Source organism: Rhizobium leguminosarum bv. trifolii WSM2297 (assembly GCF_000271845.1).
Genome location: NZ_JH719394.1, coordinates 83991 through 106719 on the forward strand (window position 1 = coordinate 83991; position 22729 = coordinate 106719).

Consider the following 22729-nt stretch of genomic DNA (forward strand, 5'->3'; position numbering starts at 1 on the left):
TGTAACGCAGCAACAAAAAGGGGAACCACCATGATGCGTATAAACTGCATGCTTTTCAGCTCCGCCATGGCTCTTGCGATCGCAGGAGCAGCATTTGCTGGGGACACGCTGACCGTCACATCCTGGGGCGGCGCCTATACGAAGAGCCAGGAGGAGGCCTTTTTCAAGCCCTTCGCCAAGGAAACCGGCACCAAGATCCTTCAGGATGAATGGGACGGCTCGACCGCCAAGCTGAAGGGCATGGTCGAAACCGGCCAGGTGACCTGGGATGTCGTCGATGTCGAACCCAGCCATGCGCTGCAAGGCTGTGACGAAGGCTGGCTCGAAACCATCGACTATTCCAAGCTCGGCGGCAAGGACGCCTTCATCGATGGCGCGGCGATGGATTGCGCGGTCGCGACCATCGTCTTCGGCACAATCTATGCCTATGATGCGGCCAAGTTCCCGAATGGCGGGCCGACGACCATGGCCGATCTGTTCGATACGGCCAAATTCCCCGGGCCGCGCGCCTTGCGCAAATCGCCGAAGACCACACTGGAATTCGCGCTGATTGCCGACGGCGTCAAGCCCGCCGAAGTCTACAACGTGCTCGGCACGCCGGAAGGCGTCGATCGCGCCTTCAAGAAGCTCGACACGATCAAGAAGGACGTGAAGGTCTGGTGGACGGCCGGCGCACAGCCGCCGCAGCTTCTCGCCGACGGCGAAGTCGTGATGACCACGGCCTGGAACGGCCGCATCTTTGACGCCGTCAAGAACAGCGGCAAGAATTTCAAGATCGTCTGGGACGGTCAGGGAATGGACTTCAATCTCTGGGCCGAGCCTAAGGGCTCGAAGAACAAGGAGCTGGCGGACAAATTCCTCGCCTTCACCGTCAATCCCGACGTGATGGCGCAGCAGTCGAAATATATCTCCTATGGCCCGACCTTGAAGGCGGCTATCGCCAAGGTTCCGCCGGAAATTCTCGTCGATCTGCCGACTGCACCTGAGAACACGAAGAACGCGTTCGTCGTTTCCTCCGAGTTCTGGGCCGACCATGATGAGGAGTTGACCGAACGCTTCAACAAGTGGCTCGCACAGTAACCTCGTCGGGCGGGTGAGTGTCCCCCGGCTTCGCCCGCCCCTTTCTCTACCGCAAAAAGGCATGAGCGATGGCGACTGCGACAATGAATGAAGGCGACCGCGCGATGGTTGCCGCGCGCGCGCGGACGAAAAGCCTCGGCAGTGCGAAAAGCAAGGCGCAGCTGAGAGCGCTGATGCTGGTCGCGCCGCTGCTGATCTTCCTACTGCTCGTCTTCGTCCTGCCCATCGCCCTCTTGTTGACACGCGCGGTCGACAACAGGGCGGCTTCCGCCACCCTGCCCTATACGATGTCGGCCCTATCCGCCTGGGATGAACAATCGCCACCCGACGAAGCGCTGTTTGCCGCCTTTGCCACCGATCTGAAACAATCGCCGCGCGACCAGATCGCCGAGGTGGCCAAGCGTCTCAACTATTACGAGACGGGCATGCGCTCGATGCTCTTGAAAACCGCACGCACGATCCGCGATGCGCAGCCGCCCTATAAGGCCGCCTTCGTTGCCATCGACCCGAAGTGGCAGACCCCGCATTACTGGACGATCATCAAGAACGCTTCGCCACCCTTCACCGACTATTACCTGCTCGCCTCGCTCGACCTCGAGCGCGACGCCTCGGGCGCCATCGGCAGGGTCTCGGCGGAGAATGCGGTGCATGTCGATGTGCTCATCCGCACATTCGTCGTCAGCGCTTCGGTGACGGTGATCTGCCTGTTCCTCGGTTATCCCCTCGCCGCGCTGATTGCCCGGTCGAAAGGCGCGGTTGCCAATACGCTGCTGATCCTGGTGCTTCTGCCGTTCTGGACCTCGCTCCTGGTCCGCACCAGCGCCTGGGTCGTGTTGCTGCAGGGGCGTGGCGTGATCAACTCGGCGCTCATCTGGCTGGGGCTGGTCGATCCGGCCCATCCGCTCGACCTGATCTACAATCGCATCGGCGTGCTGATCGCCATGACCCATATTCTGCTGCCCTTCATGATCCTGCCGATCTACAGCGTCATGAAGAGCATACCCCCGGTCTATGTCAGGGCTGCCTCGTCGCTCGGCGCACCACCGGTATCGGCCTTCTTTCGCATCTACCTGCCGATGAGCATGCCCGGCGTCAGCGCCGGCGGCCTGCTCGTCTTCATCCTGGCGCTTGGCTACTACATCACCCCGGCTTTGGTCGGCGGACCGGGAGACCAGATGATCAGCTATTTCATCGCCTATTACTCCAATCAGGTGACGAACTGGGGCATGGCGGCGGCTTTGAGCACCATCCTGCTGGTGGCGGTGCTGATCCTCTACGCCGTCTACAATCGCATCGTCGGCATCGACAGGTTGAGGATAGGCTGATGACCAACTTCGTTACTTTCCCGCGGCTGCTTTCGATCCTCCTGTGGCTGGCGGGCGGCCTGGTGATCCTGTTCCTGATCGCGCCGATCGTGGCGATCGTACCGCTCTCCTTCAATGCCGAGCCGTTCTTCACCTATCCGATGCCCGGCCTGTCGCTCAGGTGGTATCACGAATTCTTCGAGTCCAACGTCTGGCAGCTGGCGCTGAAGAACAGCATCATCGTCGCCGTCTTCGCCACTGTGCTGTCGACCTGTCTCGGCACGCTTGCCGCCATCGGCCTCAGCCGGCCCTCCTGCCCGGCGCGAGCAACGCTGACCGCCATTCTGATTTCGCCGATGATCGTGCCGGTTATCGTCTCGGCGGTCGGCATCTATTATGCCTTCGCCGCGGTCGGACTGCTCAACAGCCTGACCGGGCTGGTGCTGGCGCATACGGCCATCGGCGCACCCTTCGTGGTGATCACCGTGACCGCGACGCTCGCAAGCTTCGATCATAATCTGATGCGGGCGGCATCCAGTCTCGGCGCAGCCCCGGTCGAAGCGACATTGCGCATCATGCTGCCGGTCATTGCGCCGGGCGTGGCGTCCGGGGCGCTGTTCGCCTTCGTGACGTCGTTCGACGAAGTGGTGATTGCGCTCTTCATCGCCGGCTCCGAGGAACGCACGCTGCCGCGTCAGATGTGGAGCGGCGTGCGCGAAACGCTGAGCCCGACCATTGCCGCCGTCGCCACACTGCTCATCCTGTTTTCGACGCTGTTCCTCGCCACCATCCAATGGCTGCAGCGACGCGCCGAACGCCAAAAAATTGCGCATAGGGATTGATTCAAGGGGTTGAGCATGCAGATCGAACGCTACGAAACCGGAAAGCGGATGAGCCAAGCCGTGAGCTATGGCGGCTTCGTCTTCCTAGCAGGCCAGGTTGCGATCGACGCGCCGGGTACGTCCGTCCGCGAGCAGACGGCCAACATCCTGGCGCGGATCACGAGACTTCTGGAACGCGCCGGCAGCAATTCGACACGAATCCTCAGCGCCACTATCTGGCTTGCGGACATGTCCGGCTTCGACGAGATGAATGCAGTCTGGGATGCCTGGGCGCCATCGGGCAATACGCCGGCGCGCGCCACGGTCGAAGCAAGACTTGCCGCGCCGCAATTTTCCGTCGAGATCGGCATCATCGCGGCAGCTGGGAACTGACGGTTCGAAAGAACTCAAGCTTTTAGTGGTGGCAATGCATCGCCGGCCAGCGACAAGAGCGGCTCATAGTCGGCTTCGGAAAGTACCGAGAAATCAACGAGGCCGAGCGTGGCGCGCATGGCAGCCAGCGATGGCTCCTTAATGGCAGCGCGGAGTGCACGCCGCAGGAGAAAGGCCCGGTCGTCCGAGGCATCGCCTGAGGTGATAAATGGCAGGCCCGGACCTTTGGGCGTTTCGGCGATGATGCGGACCTCTTGAACATGGTCGGAATCGAAGCGGCGGATATTGGCATAGGTGACGCAATCGATCGCTGCGCTGTCGGCCCTGCCCTCGGCTACGGCGGCGATGCTGTTGCCGTGGCTGCCGGTTTCGATAATCCGGTCGAAGAAGCGGCCGCCCTGGGAAAGCGGTGCGACGGCGGCGCGAAAGAGATTGCTGCCGGAATTGCTGTCAGGGCTATTGATCGCAGCCATGGTGCCGCGCAAATCCTCCAGCGACCGAAGCGACGAATTCTTGCGGACGATGACGAAGCTACGCATCAGCGGGCCGTCGCAGCCGGGATGGTCATAGACCGGCGTCGCCACCAGCCGAACCCTGCCGCGCAGCCTCGTGGCAAAAGGATAGCCGCATGTCTGCGAGAGGAGAAGATCCGGCCTGAGCCAGGCTTCGTCATAGGGCACCGCCTGATCGAGCTTTTCAGGCAAGTCCGTCAGGCCGGCTTGCAACAGCTCATGCCGGAGGAACGACCAGAACTCGGCCGTCGCATCCGCGAGCGGCCGGGCTGTGACATACATGGCGATGCTGACGAGATGCATTGGGGTCTTTCGTGCTGAGCTATGTGTCGCATCCGAGATAAGATGCAAGCGCAGATGCATCTTCGCCGAGCGGGCGATCTTCCACCATCGCAGGCGCGATGCTGCGGACAAGATCGAAGGTTGCCTGAGTGCCCTGTCCGCAACGATGCTGCGGACGTTGGTCGACTGCCTGGGCGGCGGCCAGCATTTCGCAGGCGATCAACTGGCGCCAGAAATCGAGCATCTCGGCCAGTTTCTGGACGACAAGAGCCGATTGCGTCGCATGGTCCTCGACGCCCTCCGAAACCGCCAGGAAATCAAGCATTACCGGGTTGGCCTTGTGGCGGATCGCCGTGGTCAGCGCCGTGACGACCTTCTGCATCGGCACGAAACCGGCAGAGGCGCCGCCGACGGGCGAAAGGTAGCGCGGCAAGCCGTTTCGGCCCGAACCTGTCAGCTGGATAAAGCGTGCAGCGCTTGCCGATGCCGCCTGGGCGATGGCGAGCCCCAGCGACTCGAAAGCGAGTGACAAAGACGGTGTGTGAAAGTTGCCGGTCGAGAGCACACGCTCTTCGTCGAGAATGACGAGCGGATTGTCTGCGGCCGCATTGAGCTCGATTTCGACGGCCCGCTCGGCGTGACGCAGCGTTTCTGCCAGCGCGCCGTTGATCGGTGCCACACAGCGCAGGCTAAGTGGATCCTGAAGGGCGGCCGTCGTCTCGAAGAGGGTCGAGCCGGAGAGCGCATCGAGAAGCTGCGCTGCCTCCTCCGCTTGGCCGCCGGACGGCCTTGCCTTTTGAATAGCCGGCGAGAGAATGAGCGGGTTGCCGCCAAGACCTTCGAAGCTCAAAGCTGCGGCCTGCCGCTGGCGGTCAAGGAGATGACGTATGTCGTGAAGGGCGAGCGCCCCTTGCCCGACGGAGACGGCGGAGGCATTCAGCAGCGAAATGCCGTCCTTTGGCCGCAAGCTCACCGGTGCGAGGCCAGCGAGCCTCAGCGCCTCATGCGCGGGACGGATGGCGCCTGCATATTCGGCTTTGCCCTCGCCAACCAGACACCGGGCAACGGCGGAGAGAAGCACCAGATCGCCGGCACCGATCGAGCCGATCGATGGAATGAGCGGATGGATGCCGGTGTTGAGTAAAGCGAGAAGCGCCTCGAAGACCGGCGGTGAGATGCCGGAACCGCCGACGGCCAACATGGCGAGGCGCGCCGCCATCACCGCGCGCGTGACGTCGCGCGGCAAAGCCGGCCCGACACCCATGGCACGGCCGCGTACGAGCTGCAGCTGGAACGCCTCGAAATCGGCAGTGACGGGTGTTTTCAGATTGGCGCCGAGGCCGGTATTCATTCCGTAGATCTGCTGGCCCGATGCGGCGGCTTCCTCCAGGATCTGCCGGGCCCGCGCCAGTCGCGGCGCAACATCCGGGCTCGCCTCGACGGCAACGTCACGCCGGGCGATCGCCACAATGTCGGCGATCACAATGTCGGAACCAGTCAGTAGAACCGAGGTCATGCGAAACGCAGCCTCTGACCGATGTTGGCGGCGTGCGCCTTGGCGAGCAGCGCATGGCCGAGCGCCATGTCGCTGAGCGACAGGCCGCGATGCCAGAGCAGGATCGTCTCGTCATCGTTCTGACGTCCTGGCTTCAGCCCGGCAACGATCTGCCCGAGCTCGGCGTGCAGGGTTTCTGCCGACAGTTTGCCGGCATCAACATGGGCTCGCAGCGAGCCGAACTTGCCGCCCTTGCATTGGCCCCAATCGTCGACGACGAGCTTGTCCATGATGTCGGTCAGCGACAGTTCGACTGCACTCATCGTGCCGTAGGGAACGACAAAGGCGCCCTTCTTGATCCACTCGGTCTTCAGCATCGGTTCAGGCGCGGAAAGCCGCGATGCCTCCACGATGATATCGGCGCCTTCAACGCAGTCGCGCCAATTATCGGTCACGGTGATCTTCTTGCCGAGATCCTGCTCGAGCTTGACGCCGAAGGCATCGCGGCTTTCCGAGCGGCGGGAATGGACGCGGATCTCGTCGAAATCGTAGAGATGGTCGAGCAGGCGGACATTCCAATAGGCCGTGCCGCGCGCGCCGATATGACCGAGCACCTTCGAGCCCTTACGGGCCAGGTGTTTGGCGCCAAGCGCGGTGACGGCGCCGGTACGCATGTCGGTGATGACGGTGGCGTCGAGGATCGCCTTCGGCACGCCGGTGCGTGGATCGAACAGGTTGAGTACGCCGAATTCCGAGGGGTAGCCGAGCTTGTAGTTATCGACGAAATCGCCGACGATCTTGACGCCGGCAAGGTTCAGCGGCGCCACATAGCCGCGCAAAACATTGAAATGGCCGTGAAAGCCGGGATCGGGCTCGAGGTGGACGCGGGGCTCGATCACCGTCTCGCCCTTGCCTTGGGCGCCGAGCGAAGTCTCGATCGCAGCGAGGATCTCGTGATTGCTCAGATCCAGAGCCTGGATATCGAAGGCGTTGAGATAGTCGATATAGATGGGGTTCATAATCATCTCACATCATCGTTTGGCCGGCGTGTCGACACCGAGATTGCGGCGCAGCGTCCGGCCTTCGTATTCTTCACGGAAAAGCCCGCGCCGGCGAAGCTCCGGCACGACGAGCGTCACGAAATCCTCCAGCCCGGAAGGAAAGAGGGGCGCCATCAAGTTGAAGCCGTCGGCGGCGTCCTCGCTGAATCGCTCCTCCATCGCGTCGGCGATCTGGGCCGGAGTCCCGGCGACCTGCCAGTGACCGCGCGCCCCGGCGAAATGTCGGGCGAGCTCGCGGATCGAGAGCTTCTCCCGCCTGCCGAGGTCGATGATCAGTTGCTGGCGGCTCTGGATGAGGTTGGTCTCAGGCATTTCAGGCAACGGTCCATCGAGCGGATAGGCGGAAAGATCCTGGATGCTGAGATAGCTTGCAAGCAGCGCCACGCCGACGGCATCCGGGATCAGCTCCTGCAGCGCGCGATATTTCGCCTTGGCTTCTTCCTCGGTCGTGCCGACGATCGGCGAAATGCCCGGCATGATCTTCATATCGTCCAACTGGCGGCCGTACTTGGCAAGCCGCGATTTCACGTCGGCGTAGTAGGCCCGGGCTTCGCCGATCGTCTGCGAGGCGGCGAAGACGACATCGGCCGTGCGGGCTGCAAGCTCTTTGCCGACATCGGACGCACCGGCCTGCACCATAATCGGCCGTCCCTGCGGCGAGCGTGGGCTTTCGAGCAGACCTTCGACGGAAAAATGCTTGCCGCGATGATGCACGGGATGGAGCTTAGCGCGATCGGCAAAGGTTTCACCACCCTGCGGCAGATAAGCGCCATCCTCGACGCCATCCCAGATCGCAAGAACCGCATCGGCAAATTCCTCGGCGCGCTCGTAACGCTCCGAATGCGGGCGAAGACCGCTGCTTGCGAAATTCTCCGCTTCGAGCTCGCTTGCCGAAGTGACGAGGTTCCACCCTGCCCTGCCCCCGCTCAACAGATCGATGGAGGCGAAGGTGCGGGCAAGGCCATAGGGCTCGTTATAGGTGGTCGATGCCGTGGCGACGAGACCAATATGCGAGGTGTTGACCGCAAGCGCCGCCAGCAGACTCAAGGGCTCGAAGGCGGTCGAGCGGGCGGCCTGGCTTGCCATCTCAGGATTGCGCTCGCGGATCGCGGCGGCGTCCTCGACGAAGATCATATCGAACTTGCCGCGTTCGGCGATCCGGGCAAGCGCGATGAAATGAGCGATATCGACGCCGGCCTCGGCATGCGCAAACGGATGGCGCCACGCCGCGATATGATGGCCGCCTGCCATCAGGAAGGCGCCGAGTTTCATTTTGCGGTCGCCGCTCATGATGCGCGCTCCAACGCTGCCGGATGGGTCGGGCGCGACAGTCCGAGAGAGTGGCGCAGCGTTGACCCGCCTTTCGGTTTGCCGGTGAGACCGCGCCGCTGCAATTCCGGAGCAACTTCGGAGAGGAAGAGATCTCCCGTTGCCGATGTCGGCGGCAGGATGGTAAAGCCGTCTATGTGGCCGGTTTCAAACCATTGCTGCAGCAAGTCGGCAATGTCAATCGGCGTGCCGATCAGGTTTGCGCCGGAGAGCGGTTGGGTTGGTCCGTCACCATCGGCCTGCAACGCGTCATGGAGGGCGAGCGCCTCCGCCCGCATCCCGGCAATGAACGGGCTGACGTTTGCCAGTATCCTGGTGTCGGTCCGGCTGCGCTTGCCCGCATCGAGGCTCTTGACGAAATCGGCGGCAGCTTCTTCTGCCAGGCTCGGCGAAGAGGACTGAAGGAAGACGAGTTCGGCGGCATGTGCCGCCAGCGCTCTGCTTTCATCCGTCAGGATCTGTGCCAGAACCGGCTTGCCCTGCGGCGAGCGGTTGACGTTGAGCGGCCCGCGCACCGAGAAATGCTCGCCCTTGTGGTTCAGCACATGCATCTTGTCGGGTTGGAAGAAGCGGCCGTTTTCCTTGTCATAGATGAAAGCGTCATCTTCCCAGCTGTCCCACAGCGCGCCGACGAGATCGATATATTCGCGGTCCCGGCCCTCGTCATCGGAGGTGACCGCAACCCAGCCCGTCCGGCCATGGCTGATCGATTCCAGTGACGCGAAACGGCGGGCCAGATTGTAGGGTTCGTGCTGATGCGTTGCGGCAGCGGCGACAAAGCCGATCCGGCGGACGCGGGTCGCGAGGGCGGCAACCAGGGTCGTCGGTTCGAAAGCTGTTGCGACAGGCGAGAGATCGTCGACTGGACGGGCGCCGAGGCGGTCGGCAAGCAGAACGAAATCGAGGCCTGCCTGCTCCGCCCTGGCGACTTGGGAGAGTAGCGCCTCGAAGCCAAGATTTTCGATATCTGCAGCGCGGCGCCAAGCCGCCGGATGATGGCCGAAGGGAGTCAAGGAAAAGCCGAGATACATCGTGTTTCCTCCTTCATATCGAGAAGATGGCGTCTCGCGTCAGCTGTCCCGTCACGGCACCGCCGCCGTCCACGACAGCGAGCACGTCGCTATTTGCCGCGACCATCAGCGACAGCGCGTCGCGCAGATTGACATTCGCCGCCACCGTGGCAGCCGGCGCCGGCGGCGCTCCAGGAAGGGCGGCATCGGCGACCGAGAACAGGCTGAGCCGCTTGATCGCACGGTCGATACCGACGAAATTCGCGACGAATTCATCAGCCGGATGGGAGAGGATCGCGTCCGGCGTATCATATTGCACGATCTTGCCGGTGCGCATGATGGCGATGCGGTCGCCGAGACGGATCGCCTCGTCGAGATCATGGGTGACCAGAACCACGGTCTTTCTCACACGCTTCAGGATCTGCCTGAATTCGTCCTGCAGCCGCGCCCTGGCGATCGGGTCGATGGCGCCGAAAGGCTCGTCCATCAGCAACACGGCAGGGTCGGCGGCAAGAGCGCGGGCAACCCCGATACGCTGGCGCTGGCCGCCGGAAAGCTGGCGCGGATAGCGCTTGAGCATCTCGCTCGGATCAAGACCGACAAGGTCGAGCAATTCTGCGGTGCGCTTGGCGATCCGCGACTGGTCCCAGCCAAGCAGGTTCGGTACGGCGGCGATATTCTCCGCGATCGTCATGTGCGGGAAAAGGCCGACATTCTGGATCACATAGCCAATGTGGCGGCGAAGCTGCACCGGATCGGCCTTAGTGACATCCTCGTCGTTAACGAGGATGCGGCCCTCGGTCGGCTCGATCAGCCGGTTGATCATCCGCATCGTCGTCGTCTTGCCGCATCCGGACGGGCCGATCAGCGCAACAGTAGAGCCCTCGGGCACCTCGAGCGTCAGCTTGTCGACCGAGGGCGCGGCACCATCGGCATAGCGCTTGGTGACGTTTTCCATCCGGATCATGCGGCGGCTCTTTCTGCAAACAGGATTTTCTCGGCGCGGCCGAGAATGAATTCGGTGGCGAGCGCCAGGATCGCGATCGGCACGGCGCCGACGATGAGCCGTGACATATCCATCATGCCGATGCCGGTGGCGATGAAATCGCCGAGCCCGCCGCCGCCGATGAAGGGAGCAAGCGTCGCCCCGGCAAGAACCTGGACGGCGGCCGTGCGCGTTCCGGCAAACATCGCGGGTGCTGCCAGCGGAATGCGGATCTTGCGCAGCACCTGGCCACGGTCCATGCCCATGCCGATCGCTGCCTCCACAGCGTCGGGATCGACATCGCGCAGGCCGACATAGGCATTGAGCAGGATCGGCGGCAGGGCAAGTACCGTCAGCGCCACGATCGACGGCAGCATGCCGATGCCGAGCAGCGGCATCATGATGGCGAGGATCGCAAGGCTGGGAACGGTTCTAAGGCCATTGATGGTATTGATGACGCCGAAGGCGAACCGGCCGTGATTGACGATCAGGATTGCCAGCGGCAGCGCGACGAGAAGCGCGATCGCCAGCGACACGCCGGACATCAGCAAGTGCTGGCCGAGGGCCCGATAGAACTCGTCCTGATGATCGACTATCCAGAAGAAGGCGGTGCTCAACATCCTGTTATCCTCACTGCCATCGCACCAGGGCCTTTTCGGCCTGGGTGAGGATGAGATCGAAGATCACCGCAAGAAGTGCGGTCAAAATGCCGCCAACGAGGATCTTTTCGGCATATTCCTGATCGATGCCGATCAGGATGATGGTGCCGAGACCGCCGCCATCGATGAAGGCGGCAACCGTCGCGATACCGATCACGGTGACGAGCGCGATGCGCGCTCCGGAGACGATCAGCGGCAGGGCAAGCGGCAGTTCGATACGGAAAAGCCGCTGCCATGGGCCGTAGCCCATGCCGTCGGCGGCATCGAGCACGTCTGCGGGAACACCGCGGATACCGGTGACGATATTGCGCAGCAGGATCAGCAGGCAATAGGAGGAAAGGCCGATCAGCGCCGGCTCCATGCCGAGCCCGACGAAGGGAATGAGCAGCGCAAAGAGCGCCAGGCTCGGAATCACGAAGATGACGTTCGTCACCGTCAGCGCGAAGGCATAGAGCTTCGGACGGCGCGCGCAGATGATCCCGAGCACGAGGGCAATCACGAGTCCGATCAGCACGGAAGAGACCGACAGCACCAGATGTTGCCAGACCGCGAGCGCAATTTCCGGAATATGTTTGGGAGCCCAGTTCAAGCGCGAAAATTCCCGTCGGCATGATCAAGACAATGTGGCGAAGCACGAAGCTTCGCCGCTATTTTCATTCATGGGAAGCAAAACCTATCGCTTCGCAAAAATCAGATGCCTTGCGCTTTCAGGAATTCGGCGGCGACATCCGCCGGTTCTTCCTTGTCGCGGTCGACCTTGGCATTCAGTCCGCGCATGTTCTCGTTGTTGAGCAGCGGGCTGATCTTGTTCAGGACCTCCGCGATCTTCGGGTTCTTCGCAAGCGTATCCTGGCGCACGACCGGCACGAGATAATAGGGTGGAAACAGATGCTTGTCGTCTTCGAGCACGACAAGTTTGTTGTCGGAAATCTGCCAATCGGTCGCAAACCCATAGGAGACGTCGAGATCCTTGCTGGTCAGCGCGCTATAGCGGATGCCGAGCTTGGCGAAGATCTTGAATTCCTTGAATTGGATGCCGTAGACCTGCTTCAGACCGGGCAGACCGTCCTTGCGCTCACCGAAACCGCCTTCGGCGCCGAAGGTGAGATCCTTGGAAGCCGGGCCGAGGTCGCTAAGCGTCTTCAGCTTGTATTTCTCGGCCGTCTCGGGAAGCGTGATGATCGCGTAGCCGTTATTGATTTCAGTCGGCTTCAGCAGCGTCAGCTTCAAGTTCTTCTCGTAATAGTCCTTGACGTCGGAATAGATCTTGTCGGCGGAACCGGAAAGATCGCCCTTGACGACAGCGGCGAGCGCCGTGCCGGTATATTCAGGATAGAGATCGATATCGCCGTTGGTCAACGCGGTATGGGCAACCAGCGTCGCGCCGAGATTGAGGTGACGTTCGACCTCGACACCGGCCTTTTCAAGAGCCTGGGCGTAGATTTCGGCGACGATGAATTGTTCGGTAAAATTCTTGCTGCCGATCTTCACCGCATCGGCTTGGGCAGGGCTGATGGCAAGCGCAGTCAACATTGCACCGGCGAGAACGCCGCCTAAAGACTTAAAAAACATCGCATTCCCCTTATTTTGCGGTCTGAGTTCGTCTGAAGCAGCTTCTAACGGTTTCGATCACAATGAACGCGGGATTGAATACTAATTTTATAGTTTTATTGGAAAAATCTCGCTTCAGTGGACGGCAAGGCCGCATCTGGGTCGCAAAGTCACCAGACAGTCAATAACGACGGCTCCTTCGAGCTCATAATTCTTTCTTTTGCGGCAAAGCGCAAGCGCCGACTAAGCTCAGGCAATGCCGCCCAGGCAGACATATTTGAGTTCGGTATATTCGTCCAAGCCGTGCCGTGACCCCTCGCGGCCAAGGCCCGACATCTTCACGCCGCCGAACGGCGCCTCGGCGGTGGAGACGAGACCGGTGTTGACGCCGACCATTCCATATTCCAGCGCTTCGGCGACGCGGAATACCCGCGACAGATCACGCGCGTAAAAATACGACGCAAGCCCGAACTCGGTGTCGTTTGCCTGCTCGATAACGTCCTGCTCGTCGCGGAAACGGAATAGCGGCGCAACAGGCCCGAAGGTTTCCTCGCGGGCGATCTGCATGCCGGCGGCGACGTCGCGCAGAATCGTCGGTTCGAAGAAACGGCCGCCAAGCGCGTGCCGCTTGCCGCCTGAAACGATCCCGGCACCTTTTGCAACGGCATCGCCGATATGGGCTTCGACCTTGGCAACGGCGTTATCGTCGATGAGTGGGCCAAGAACAACGTCACGGTCGAGGCCGTTGCCGACCTTCAACGCCGAAACGGCTTCGGCGAGTTTGGCGGCAAAGGCCTCGTAGACGCCGTCCTGGACATAGAGCCGATTGGCGCAGACGCAGGTCTGGCCGTTGTTGCGGAATTTGGCGATGATCGCGCCCTCGACCGCTGCGTCGAGATCGGCGTCGTCGAATACGATGAAGGGCGCGTTGCCGCCAAGCTCGAGGCCAAGCTTTTTGATCGTCGGCGCGCATTGGCGGTAAAGCAGCTCACCCGTCCGGGTGGAGCCGGTGAATGTCAGGACCCTGATGTCACGGCTTGCCGTCAGGGTCCCGCCGATTGCGGCAGCGTCACCGGTGACGATGTTGAGAAGGCCAGCCGGCAGGCCGGCGCGCTCTGCGAGAACGGCGATGGCAATGGCGGAGAAGGGCGTCTGTGGGGCCGGCTTGAGAACGACGGCACAGCCGGCGGCAAGCGCCGGTCCGACCTTGCGCGTGATCATCGCATTCGGAAAGTTCCAGGGCGTGATCGCGGCCACCACGCCTGCCGGCTGACGCAGGACGAGGATCCGCTTGTCCGGTTGGTGCCCCGGTATGGTCTCGCCGTTGATGCGTCTTGCCTCTTCGGCAAACCACTCGATGAAGCTCGCACCATAGGTGATCTCTCCCTTGGCCTCAGTGAGCGGTTTTCCCTGCTCCAGCGTCAGGATCATCCCCAGATCGTCGCGGTTTTCGATCATCAGGCGATGCCATGCCTTGAGAACGGCGGCGCGCTCGCCGGCAGTCTTCTTCGCCCAAAGTTTCTGGGCAATGACGGCGGCCCGGATAGCCTCTTCCGTTTCCGCGGCGCCGAGGTCGGGGACAGCACCCAGCGGCTCGCCGGTCGCCGGGTTGCGGATCGTCGTCGCCTGGCGGCCTTCCGCTTCGATCCAGCGATCGGCGATCGGGCATGCCTGACGGAACAGCGAGGGATCATTGAGCTTCATAGGACGACTTTCAACAGAATACGTGGGCAGCACCGGGATCAAAATCCAGATGGACTATATCTCCGCGATTGAGCCCGGCAATAGCCTCATGACCGAATGGCAGGCGAACCGCCAGCGCCTCGCCTGCCGCCGTCTCCGTCGAGACATGGATATTGTTGCCGAGGAAGGTAATGTCGCTGACGGTTGCGGCGAGACACGATCCCGCCGCCTGGGCGCGCGACAGCCGAATGCGTTCCGGCCGCAGCATCAGGGCTGCCCTCGTGCCGGAGGTCCCCTTTCCGTGCACCGGAATACGGTTGAAGACCGTCCCGCCGCCGAGCGAAATCGTCGCCTGTCCATCGGACGACGACAGCAGGTCGCAGGAAATGAAATCGCTGTCGCCGATGAATTCGGCGACGAAGCGGGTCTTGGGATTGGCGTAGAGTTCGGGGCCGGTCCCAATCTGGTCGATGACGCCCTTCGAAAAGACGGCGATCCGGTCGGAGAGCCGGAGCGCCTCCTCCTGGTCGTGGGTGACGTAGAGGATCGTCACTTCCGTTTGCTGGTGAATGCGGCGGATCTCGTGCTGAATTTCCTCGCGCAGCTTCTTGTCGAGCGCCGACAGCGGTTCGTCCATCAGAAGCACCGGCGGATCGTAGGCAAGGGCTCTGGCAAGCGCGACACGCTGCTGCTGGCCGCCGGACATTTGCGCCGGCTTCCGATCCTCGAAGCCTTCGAGCCGGACAAGGCGCAGCATCTCCTTGACCTTGCTGTCGATCTCGGCCTTGGACTTGCGCCTGACCTTCAGCGGAAAGGCGATGTTTTCGCCCACCGTCAGATGCGGAAACAGGGTGTAGCGCTGGAACACCATGCCGATGTTGCGCTGGTGCGACGGCGTGGCGAGCAGGGTCTTGCCCTCGAGGGTAATGTCGCCCTTCGTCGGATTGTCGAAGCCCGCCAGAATGTAGAGCGTCGTGCTCTTGCCGGATCCGGAGGGCCCGAGAAAGGTGAGGAACTCCCCGCGCCGAACGTCGAGAGTGACATCGTGGACGGCGACAACAGGGCCGTATTCCTTGCGTATGCCGCGGATCTGAAGGAATGGTTCGTTCATTGTTTCAGCACCTTACGCGCGACGGCAGCCAGGGCCATCAAGATGATCGTCAAAAGGATGAGAAGGGTCGACGCGGCTGCGACAACAGGCGTCAGGTCTTGCCGTAGTGTCGCCCACACCTTCACCGGCAGCGTCTGAAGGGTCGGGCTGGACATGAAGATCGCCACCACCACCTCATCCCAGGATGTCAGAAACGAGAAGACGGCGGCCGAAAATAGTCCGTGGCTGATTGCGGGAAGCGTGACCCGGATTTTTGCTTCCAGCGGCGAGGCGCCGCAGAGCACCGCCGCGTCCTCGATCGACTTGTCGAAGCCCTCCAGCGCACTCGATATCGACAGGATCGAAAAGGGCAACGCCAGAACGAGGTGCGAAATGACAAAACCCGTCAAGGTACCGCCAAGGCCAATCCTCAAGAAGAAGGCGTAGAGGGCAACCGCGAGAACCACGACCGGAAGGATCATCGGCGTGAGGAACAGCGCTTTCAGCGCATCGCGGAACATGAAGGAACCACGCACCAGTCCGAAGGACGTCACAAGCCCGAGCAGCACCGACAGGATGGTCACGATGACCGCGATCTTGAAGCTCGTCAAAGCCGATTCCAGCCAGCGCGGATCGGCGAAGAGCTCGCTGTACCACTGAAACGTCCAGCCCGGCGGTGGGAAGATCAGCCACTGCGAGGAGCCGAAAGACAGCGCGGCGATGAAGACGATCGGCAGCAGCAGGAAGGCTGCGGTCAGCAGCGTTATGCCGAGAAGGGCGTATTTCCACCAGCCGAGACGGTCGAAATTGAGCAACATATCAACGTCCTCCCGGGTTTTGGTTGCCGAAGAAGCGCAGCTGCACGGCATAAAGCGACAGGGTCACCACCAGCAGAACCAGTGCCGCCGCACCCCCCATTCCCCAGTTGACCAGCGACTGCACGAACTGGGCGATCAGCTCTGCGAGCATCATGTTGGCGGTACCGCCGAGCAGCGACGGCGTGACGAAATAGCCAAGCGACATGACGAAGACCATCAGGGCGCCGGCCGCCATGCCGGGCATCGCCAAGGGCAGGAGAACCCGCGTCAGGCACTGCCAGCGATTGGCGCCGCAAAGGGCGGCCGCCTGCAGGGTCGAGGGGTCGATCTTCTTGATCACGCCGTAGAGCGGCAGGATGATGAAAGGCAGCATGATATAGGTCATGCCGATCGTCACGCCGGTCAGATTGTTGACGAGCGCCAGCGGCTGGTCGATCAAACCCATTTCCATCAGCATCTTGTTGATGAGCCCCGTCCGCTGCAGCAGCACCATCCAGGCATAGGTGCGGGCCAGCAGGTTGGTCCACATCGACAAGAGCAGGATCGCAAAGATCACCGAGGTCAGCCGTCCGGGCATGATCGCCAGCGCCCAGGCGACGGGAAATCCGATCGCGAGCGAAATGACGGTGACGAGACCCGAGACGATAAACGTATTGGCGAAAATCTTCAGATAGGTCGAAGACCCAATCAGCTGCGCATAGTTTCCCAGACCCGGCACGGGTTCCAGCACGCTTCGCAGCAGCAGTATCGCCACCGGCACGACGAAAAAGACGCCGACGAAGGCGAAAGCCGGAACGACCCCACTAAACCCTGTTGGCCTGCGGACCTTTGGCAACGGCGTAATTACGCCGGAGGTATCGCTATACGTCGACATGACAGTCCTTCCCACCCGTCAATCCGCGGGCGCCGAAGTGCAACCGATTGGCACTGGCGCTACGGGGGCACGGCGACCTTCGCCGTGCCCGTTCATCTCCAGTTTCAGTCTATTTCGCCTGCCAAGCGTACCACTTCTCGCCGATGGCATCGCGGTTATCAGCCCAGTAATTCATATCGGCATTGACCTGGCTTGCGGTCTGCTGGTCCGGCAGGGTCTTGGCCGTTTCCGGGTCCATCAGCTTGGCCGATTCGACGTTGATCGGCGCATATCCGGTGGCTTTTGCAAGGGCGGCCTGCGGCTCGGCCGAGGTCGCCAGCGCAATGAACTTCATCGCAGCTTCGACATTCTGCGAGCCCTTCGGCACGACGAGCGCGTCGGCAGCGGTGATGTTCTGTTCCCAGGAGGTTTCTACCTTGATGCCGGTCGCAGCAAGCGCTGTCATGCGGCCGTTCCAGACGCTGCCGAATGGCGCTTCGGCAGATGCCAAGAGCTGCTGCGACTGTGCACCGCCCGACCACCAGATGATATCCGATTTGATCGTATCGAGCTTCTTGAAGGCGCGGTCGAGATCAAGCGGATAAAGCTTGTCGGCAGCCACGCCGTCGGCAAGCAGCGCCGCTTCGATCACGCCGGGAGCCGACCACTTGTAGAAGGTGCGCTTGCCGGGAAACTTGGCCGTGTCGAACAGGTCCGCCCATGTCTTCGGGCAGGCTTTGACGGCATCGGCATTGCAGCCAATGACGAAGGAATAATAGAAGCTGCCGACCGAATAGTCGGTGACGAAGCGCGGATCGAGCTTGGATTTGTCGATGACGGAGAAGTCGAGCTTCTCGAGCTGGCCAGTCTTGCCGGCCTGGGCGGCATAATCGCCTTCGACGTCGACGACGTCCCAGGTGACCTCGCCAGCCTCGACCATCGCCTTGAGCTTGCCGTAATCGGTCGGGCCGTCCTGCACGACGGTGACTCCGGTCTTCTCGGTGAACGGGCTCGCCCATGCCGCCTTTTGCGCGTCCTGGGTCGTCCCGCCCCAGCTCGAGAAGACCATGTTGTCGGCTTTGGCCGGCGCGGAGACCGCGACGAATGCGGCAACCGCCGCGACAGCAAATGTTGTTTTCATGTTCCCTTATCCTTGTTTTGGTTGTCCTACGGTATGCCTTATGCCGTCAGTGTGCCTCGCTCCTGGGAGAGAAACTTGCTGGCTTCATAATCTTGTTTTCCGCCACCTCGATGAGGTCACGAATCTTGGGCAGGAAGGCCTGCCACCGGGGATCGGCCAGAAGCCGCTGGCGTCTCGCCTCCCGGTCGTCCAGGCTCGTAAATGCCCAGATGTGGACGATCTCGTTGATCGTGCCGATCTCCGAGAAGAAGTAACCGACCAGCGTGCCGAGATGGCTCTTCTGGATCTCGATCCCCTCTTCCTCGACCACCTTGAGATATTGCGGGATCGTGCCGTTCTTCAGCCGGTAGGTGCGGATTTCGTAAAACATCGGCGTCACCTCATCACGAAGGGATCGGGGATCGGATCGTCCGAGGTCCTGAGCCAGATCGTCTTGGTGCGGGTGTAGTCGAGCGCCGCGGCCATGCCGCCTTCCCTGCCGTGGCCCGACAGACCGAAGCCGCCGAAGGGTGCGATCGGCGATACGGCGCGATAGGTGTTGACCCAGACGATGCCGGCGCGGATGCCCTTCATCAACCGATGTGCCCGGGTGAGGTTCTGGGTAAAGATGCCGGAGGCCAGGCCGTAGCGGGTGTCATTGGCAAGGCTCAGCGCCTCGGCCTCGGTCTCGAACGACACGACGGAGAGGACCGGCCCGAAGAATTCCTCGATCAGCGAGGGCGAGGCAACATCGTCGCAGTCGAGGATCGTCGGCCGGAAATAATACCCTTCGCCATCGATCTTGCTTCCCCCGGTAATAAGACGAGCGCCGCTTTCGATCGACCTCTCGACGAGGGCGCCGATATTATCCTGCTGGCGCTTGGTGGCGAGGGGCCCGACCTCGGTTGCCATATCGAGCGGCGCGCCGATCCGGATCGCTTCCGCCTTCGCACGCAGCAGCGCGACAAATTTGTCCTTGACGCTACGTTCGACGATCAGCCGAGATCCGGCAACGCAGCTCTGTCCCGTCGCTGCGAATATGCCCGCAACCTGGGCATTGGCGGCACTTTCGAGATCGGCGTCGGCAAAGACGATGAAGGGCGACTTGCCGCCAAGTTCAAGCGAGGTGGATGCGAGGTTTTCGGCCGAGTTGCGAACGACGTGCCGGGCAGTTTCCGGGCCGCCGGTAAAGGCGACATGTGCGACCTTCGGATGACGGCCAAGCGCCGCACCACAGGAGGCTCCGAAACCGGTAATGATGTTGACGACACCGGCGGGAAAACCTGCCTCGTGGACGAGACGGGCAAATTCGAGAAGCGGCGCCGGCCCGTCTTCCGAGGCCTTGACCACCATCGTGCAGCCGGCCGCAAGCGCCGGTCCGATCTTGACCGCCGACAGGAAAAGCTGGCTGTTCCACGGCACGACCATCGCCACGACGCCGATCGGCTCGCGGCGAAGCCAGACATCCATGTCCGGCTTGTCGATCGGCAGGTAGGCGCCTTCGATCTTGTCGGCGATACCGGCATAATAACGATAATAGTCGGCGACATAGGCAATCTGTGCGGACGTCTCGCGGATGATCTTGCCGGTGTCGCGCGTCTCCAGCTCCGCCAGAATCGGGGCGTTGGCGGCAACCAGATCGGCCAGCTTGTAAAGCAACTTGCCGCGTTGCGTGGCCGTCATTTTCGCCCACGCGCCTTCGTAAAGCGCCCTGTCGGCAGCGTTTACAGCCCGATCGACGTCCCGTTCGCGCGCCTCGGGCATATCAGCCCAGACCGCGCCGGAGGCGGGATCGATGCTCGGATAGGACGCCTCGCCATCCGAGAATTCGCCGTCGATATAGTGCTGGAAACGCCGCATGGTCTTACTCCTGAAATGCCGGCATGACCTCGGTGATGAAGCGTTCGAGCGACGCCTTCTTGCGCTCGAAACTCATGCCGGTGTCGATCCAGAAGGAATATTCGTCATAGCCGAGGGCTTCATAGGCCTTGAGCCTGCTGATCACGGTGTCAGCGTCTCCAACGACATTGTTGGTGCGCATGACCTGGTCCGACAGCATCGCGTTTGCTCTGACCTGTTCGTCCGGAATCCGCTCGATCAGGCCTTGGGTCACCGGCTTCTCATTTTTGAACCAGGCGAAAAAGTAGTTGTAGTAAACACTCAGCTCATGGGCGGCCTGGGCGACGTCTTCTTCCGAGGAGCCGACATAGGTGTGGCGCAGCAGCATGATCTTTGGCCGCTCGATATCAGGGTTCTTGGCGCAGGCATCGTTGAAACGCTCCATCAGCGACTGAACCTCGTCATCGCCCTGCCAGAGCGGCGTGACCTGGACGTTGCAGCCATTGGCGACCGCAAATTCGTGCGAGTTCGGATCGCGCGCGGCAACCCATATCGGTGGGTTCGGCTGCTGCAGCGGTTTCGGCGCCGAGGTGGTCGCGGGGAACTTGAAGAATTCTCCTTCATGGGCATAGTCACCGGCCCATATACCCTTGACGGCCGGGATGAGCTCGCGCATGCGCTGGCCGGCACCCCAGGCGTCGAGACCGGGCAGCAGGCGTTCGTATTCGAAGGAATAAGCCCCGCGCGCAATGCCGATGTCGAGCCTCCCGTCGCAGATGATGTCGGCCATAGCCGCTTCGCCGGCAAGCTTGATCGGATGCCAGAAGGGGGCAATCACCGTTCCCGTCCCAAGTCTTGCCCGCGATGTGCGGCGCGCGAGATCGGCAATGGTTACGAACGGGTTGGGCGCAATGGTGAAATCCATGCCATGGTGCTCGCCCGTCCAGATCGCATGCATGCCGCCCTTGTCGGCGATCTCGCAGAGCGCGACGAATTCCTCATAAAGGCTCTTGTGGCTCTGGCTGGCGTCGAGCCGTTCCATATGGACGAAGAGGGAGAACTTCATGCTTTTGCGCCCTTGGCTGGAATGGGATGAATGGTGCCGCCGGTCTCGTCACCGAAATAGACGCCAAAATTGCCGATCGAGCTTTCCATCGCGAAGCGGTTGACGATATCGGCAGTCGAACTGGTCTTGAAGTTTGCCGCAACCAAGGCGTCAGGTTTTACGAACCTGCCGCCGGCCGGCTCGCCGTCTCCGGCAACGGCGTGGTAGACAATGTGCTGCTTGCCGTCGCTCTTGCCCTCATAGACCGAATAGAGAAAGCCGATGCTGACCTTCAGCCCGGTGAGCGACTCCAGATATGTTTGCAGCGCCTCGGTCGGGTTGCCGTTATGGGCGTCGACGCTTGGCAGGGAGAGCACATCCTCGCCGAGCAGCAGAACTTCGCCGCGGCGCTCGACGACGGCCGCAAGTTCGATATTGCCTTCGCTTGCCGCCGAAACAGCCTTGCCGGCCAGCGTCGGCGTGAAATAGCCGCCACGCGCATAGCCAAGACCGTTGCGGCCGCTATTGTCGAAAGCTTGGATGCGCCCCATCAGAATGACGTGGTCGCCAGCCTCGATGACCTCTTCCATGGCGCATTCGAACCAGGCCGCCACGCTCGAGAAGATCGGGCAGCCGGCCGATCCCTTGGCCCATTCGACCGCCGCAAATCTGTCCTCGACGGGCCGCGCAAAGGTGTTCGACACGTCTTTCTGGGTTTCCGAAAGCACGTTGATCGCAAAATGCTGCGCGCCGGTCATGATGGCGAAATTTCGCGATGTCTTGGCAAGGCAGACGAGAAGCAAGGGTGGATTGAGCGACACCGATGTGAAGGAGTTCGCGGTGAAACCGATCGGATTTCCATCCCCGTCGCAGGCGGTGACCACCGTCACGCCGGTCGGAAAAGCGCCGAATGCATCGCGCAATGCCCTTGGGTCGACAGTCTGCATTGTCATCGTTCATCCTCCCCGAACGACAGCCACTCAGCGAGCAGCGAATTGACGATATCAGGCGCGGTCAGGTTCACCATATGACGATGACCCTCCACGATACGGACCACCCCCCGTGGGGCGAGTTCTGCCATTTGCGTCGCCATCAAGGGCGTCGAGTTCGGGTCATCGGACCCCGTCAGGAACAGCGCCGGACCTTGAACCTCTTTCCAGCGATCGGCATAGGTCTCGTCTCCTCCGGCGAAGGCGGCGTAAGCAACAGCATACCCCTGGGGATCGACGAGGTTGAGCCATTTCCGCGTCAATTCACGGGCAACGACGCTGTCCGGATCGTCGCCGAACCAGCGAGCCAGCGGGCCTTCCTTGTCGACGCCGGTCACCGGAATGGCCGCGGCCCGCGCGAGTACGGCAGCCTTGGCTTCCGGATCGCGCCTGTAGACGCCGTTGAGGTAAGCGACCCGCCTGATCCGTTCACCGAAGGTCGCCGCCGCCCCTCCCGATACCAGCGCTCCCATGGAGTGGCCGGCAACATTCGCAGTCTCAATCGCCATCTCGTCGAGAAAGCGCCCGAACCAGGCGACGAACTCTTCTAGGCGGCTGCCCGCCGGCAGCTTTGCGCTCCCGCCATGTCCCGGCATGTCGACGGCGATGACGCGATGGCCGGCCGACAGAAATGCGAGCTGCGGCGTCCAGGCCTCAAGCCGCATGCCGACGCCATGGATCAAAACCAGCGGCTCGCCGCTGCCGGCCTCGTGATAAGCCGTTCCGCTTGCCGTCTTCTTTCGGGGCAAGTCACCGGCGGCGCTCTTTGCTGCAGCGGTGCCTGTGGTCGATCCGGCTGTCAGCATCTCA

Annotated in this window: 23 protein-coding genes; 4 read left to right on the forward strand and 19 right to left on the reverse strand. The window is 61.8% G+C overall.

What is annotated here, in order from left to right; genetic code table 11:
• The first annotated feature begins 30 nt into the window (after positions 1 to 30).
• The 4 genes from RLEG4DRAFT_RS14285 to RLEG4DRAFT_RS14300 all read left to right on the forward strand — a co-directional run bounded on the left by RLEG4DRAFT_RS14285 (position 31) and on the right by RLEG4DRAFT_RS14300 (position 3598).
• Positions 31 to 1080 carry an ABC transporter substrate-binding protein gene (locus RLEG4DRAFT_RS14285; protein ID WP_003577570.1) on the forward strand — a complete coding sequence of 350 codons (1050 nt, stop codon included), beginning with the start codon at positions 31 to 33 and terminating at the stop codon, positions 1078 to 1080.
• A gap of 68 nt (positions 1081 to 1148) precedes the next feature.
• Positions 1149 to 2405, forward strand: coding sequence for an ABC transporter permease (locus RLEG4DRAFT_RS14290; RefSeq protein ID WP_003577572.1), 1257 nt, complete (start codon positions 1149 to 1151; stop codon positions 2403 to 2405).
• Positions 2405 to 3226, forward strand: coding sequence for an ABC transporter permease (locus tag RLEG4DRAFT_RS14295; RefSeq protein ID WP_003577574.1), 822 nt, complete (start codon positions 2405 to 2407; stop codon positions 3224 to 3226). The genes RLEG4DRAFT_RS14290 and RLEG4DRAFT_RS14295 overlap by 1 nt, the downstream gene beginning before the upstream one ends.
• Positions 3227 to 3241: 15 nt before the next feature.
• A complete protein-coding gene (locus RLEG4DRAFT_RS14300; RefSeq protein WP_003577576.1) occupies positions 3242 to 3598 on the forward strand; it encodes a RidA family protein in 357 nt (118 codons plus the stop codon).
• A gap of 14 nt (positions 3599 to 3612) precedes the next feature.
• Here the strand turns inward: RLEG4DRAFT_RS14300 and RLEG4DRAFT_RS14305 are convergent, their stop codons facing one another.
• From RLEG4DRAFT_RS14305 to RLEG4DRAFT_RS14395, 19 genes are all read right to left on the reverse strand, one after another.
• Complete coding sequence (locus tag RLEG4DRAFT_RS14305) at positions 3613 to 4413, reverse strand: phosphate/phosphite/phosphonate ABC transporter substrate-binding protein (protein WP_003577578.1); 801 nt, start codon at positions 4411 to 4413, stop codon at positions 3613 to 3615.
• Positions 4414 to 4432: 19 nt separating this feature from the next.
• Positions 4433 to 5908: an HAL/PAL/TAL family ammonia-lyase gene (locus RLEG4DRAFT_RS14310; protein WP_003577581.1), complete on the reverse strand. Its 1476-nt coding sequence runs from the start codon at positions 5906 to 5908 to the stop codon at positions 4433 to 4435.
• Positions 5905 to 6906, reverse strand: coding sequence for an ornithine cyclodeaminase family protein (locus RLEG4DRAFT_RS14315; RefSeq protein ID WP_003577584.1), 1002 nt, complete (start codon positions 6904 to 6906; stop codon positions 5905 to 5907). The genes RLEG4DRAFT_RS14310 and RLEG4DRAFT_RS14315 overlap by 4 nt, the downstream gene beginning before the upstream one ends.
• Positions 6907 to 6918: 12 nt before the next feature.
• A complete protein-coding gene (locus RLEG4DRAFT_RS14320; RefSeq protein ID WP_003577586.1) occupies positions 6919 to 8238 on the reverse strand; it encodes an LLM class flavin-dependent oxidoreductase in 1320 nt (439 codons plus the stop codon).
• Positions 8235 to 9308, reverse strand: coding sequence for an LLM class flavin-dependent oxidoreductase (locus RLEG4DRAFT_RS14325; protein ID WP_003577588.1), 1074 nt, complete (start codon positions 9306 to 9308; stop codon positions 8235 to 8237). The genes RLEG4DRAFT_RS14320 and RLEG4DRAFT_RS14325 overlap by 4 nt, the downstream gene beginning before the upstream one ends.
• Before the next feature lie 13 nt (positions 9309 to 9321).
• Entirely contained in the window at positions 9322 to 10254 is a 933-nt protein-coding gene (locus tag RLEG4DRAFT_RS14330; protein WP_003577589.1) for an ABC transporter ATP-binding protein, read from the reverse strand.
• Positions 10251 to 10892 carry an ABC transporter permease gene (locus RLEG4DRAFT_RS14335; RefSeq protein ID WP_003577591.1) on the reverse strand — a complete coding sequence of 214 codons (642 nt, stop codon included), beginning with the start codon at positions 10890 to 10892 and terminating at the stop codon, positions 10251 to 10253. Before RLEG4DRAFT_RS14335 ends, RLEG4DRAFT_RS14330 begins: the two co-directional genes overlap by 4 nt.
• Positions 10893 to 10902: 10 nt before the next feature.
• Entirely contained in the window at positions 10903 to 11520 is a 618-nt protein-coding gene (locus RLEG4DRAFT_RS14340; protein ID WP_003577594.1) for an ABC transporter permease, read from the reverse strand.
• 101 nt (positions 11521 to 11621) lie between these two features.
• Entirely contained in the window at positions 11622 to 12503 is an 882-nt protein-coding gene (locus tag RLEG4DRAFT_RS14345) for a glycine betaine ABC transporter substrate-binding protein (RefSeq protein ID WP_003577596.1), read from the reverse strand.
• Positions 12504 to 12731: 228 nt separating this feature from the next.
• Positions 12732 to 14186, reverse strand: coding sequence for an NAD-dependent succinate-semialdehyde dehydrogenase (locus tag RLEG4DRAFT_RS14350; RefSeq protein WP_003577597.1), 1455 nt, complete (start codon positions 14184 to 14186; stop codon positions 12732 to 12734).
• Positions 14187 to 14196: 10 nt separating this feature from the next.
• On the reverse strand, positions 14197 to 15276 hold the full coding sequence (locus tag RLEG4DRAFT_RS14355; protein WP_003577598.1) for an ABC transporter ATP-binding protein: 1080 nt from the start codon (positions 15274 to 15276) through the stop codon (positions 14197 to 14199).
• A complete protein-coding gene (locus tag RLEG4DRAFT_RS14360) occupies positions 15273 to 16073 on the reverse strand; it encodes an ABC transporter permease (protein ID WP_003577599.1) in 801 nt (266 codons plus the stop codon). Before RLEG4DRAFT_RS14360 ends, RLEG4DRAFT_RS14355 begins: the two co-directional genes overlap by 4 nt.
• A 1-nt stretch (position 16074) precedes the next feature.
• Positions 16075 to 16947: an ABC transporter permease gene (locus RLEG4DRAFT_RS14365; RefSeq protein WP_003577600.1), complete on the reverse strand. Its 873-nt coding sequence runs from the start codon at positions 16945 to 16947 to the stop codon at positions 16075 to 16077.
• A gap of 109 nt (positions 16948 to 17056) precedes the next feature.
• Positions 17057 to 18067, reverse strand: a complete 1011-nt coding sequence (locus RLEG4DRAFT_RS14370; protein WP_003577601.1) for an ABC transporter substrate-binding protein — start codon at positions 18065 to 18067, stop codon at positions 17057 to 17059.
• Positions 18068 to 18113: 46 nt separating this feature from the next.
• A complete protein-coding gene (locus RLEG4DRAFT_RS14375) occupies positions 18114 to 18437 on the reverse strand; it encodes an NIPSNAP family protein (protein ID WP_003577602.1) in 324 nt (107 codons plus the stop codon).
• Between the two features lie 5 nt (positions 18438 to 18442).
• Complete coding sequence (locus tag RLEG4DRAFT_RS14380; RefSeq protein WP_003577603.1) at positions 18443 to 19906, reverse strand: aldehyde dehydrogenase; 1464 nt, start codon at positions 19904 to 19906, stop codon at positions 18443 to 18445.
• Positions 19907 to 19910: 4 nt separating this feature from the next.
• Positions 19911 to 20951, reverse strand: coding sequence for an LLM class flavin-dependent oxidoreductase (locus RLEG4DRAFT_RS14385; RefSeq protein WP_003577604.1), 1041 nt, complete (start codon positions 20949 to 20951; stop codon positions 19911 to 19913).
• A complete protein-coding gene (locus RLEG4DRAFT_RS14390; protein ID WP_003577605.1) occupies positions 20948 to 21883 on the reverse strand; it encodes a flavin reductase family protein in 936 nt (311 codons plus the stop codon). Before RLEG4DRAFT_RS14390 ends, RLEG4DRAFT_RS14385 begins: the two co-directional genes overlap by 4 nt.
• Entirely contained in the window at positions 21880 to 22725 is an 846-nt protein-coding gene (locus tag RLEG4DRAFT_RS14395; RefSeq protein WP_003577606.1) for an alpha/beta fold hydrolase, read from the reverse strand. The genes RLEG4DRAFT_RS14390 and RLEG4DRAFT_RS14395 overlap by 4 nt, the downstream gene beginning before the upstream one ends.
• Between the last annotated feature and the right edge of the window lie 4 nt (positions 22726 to 22729).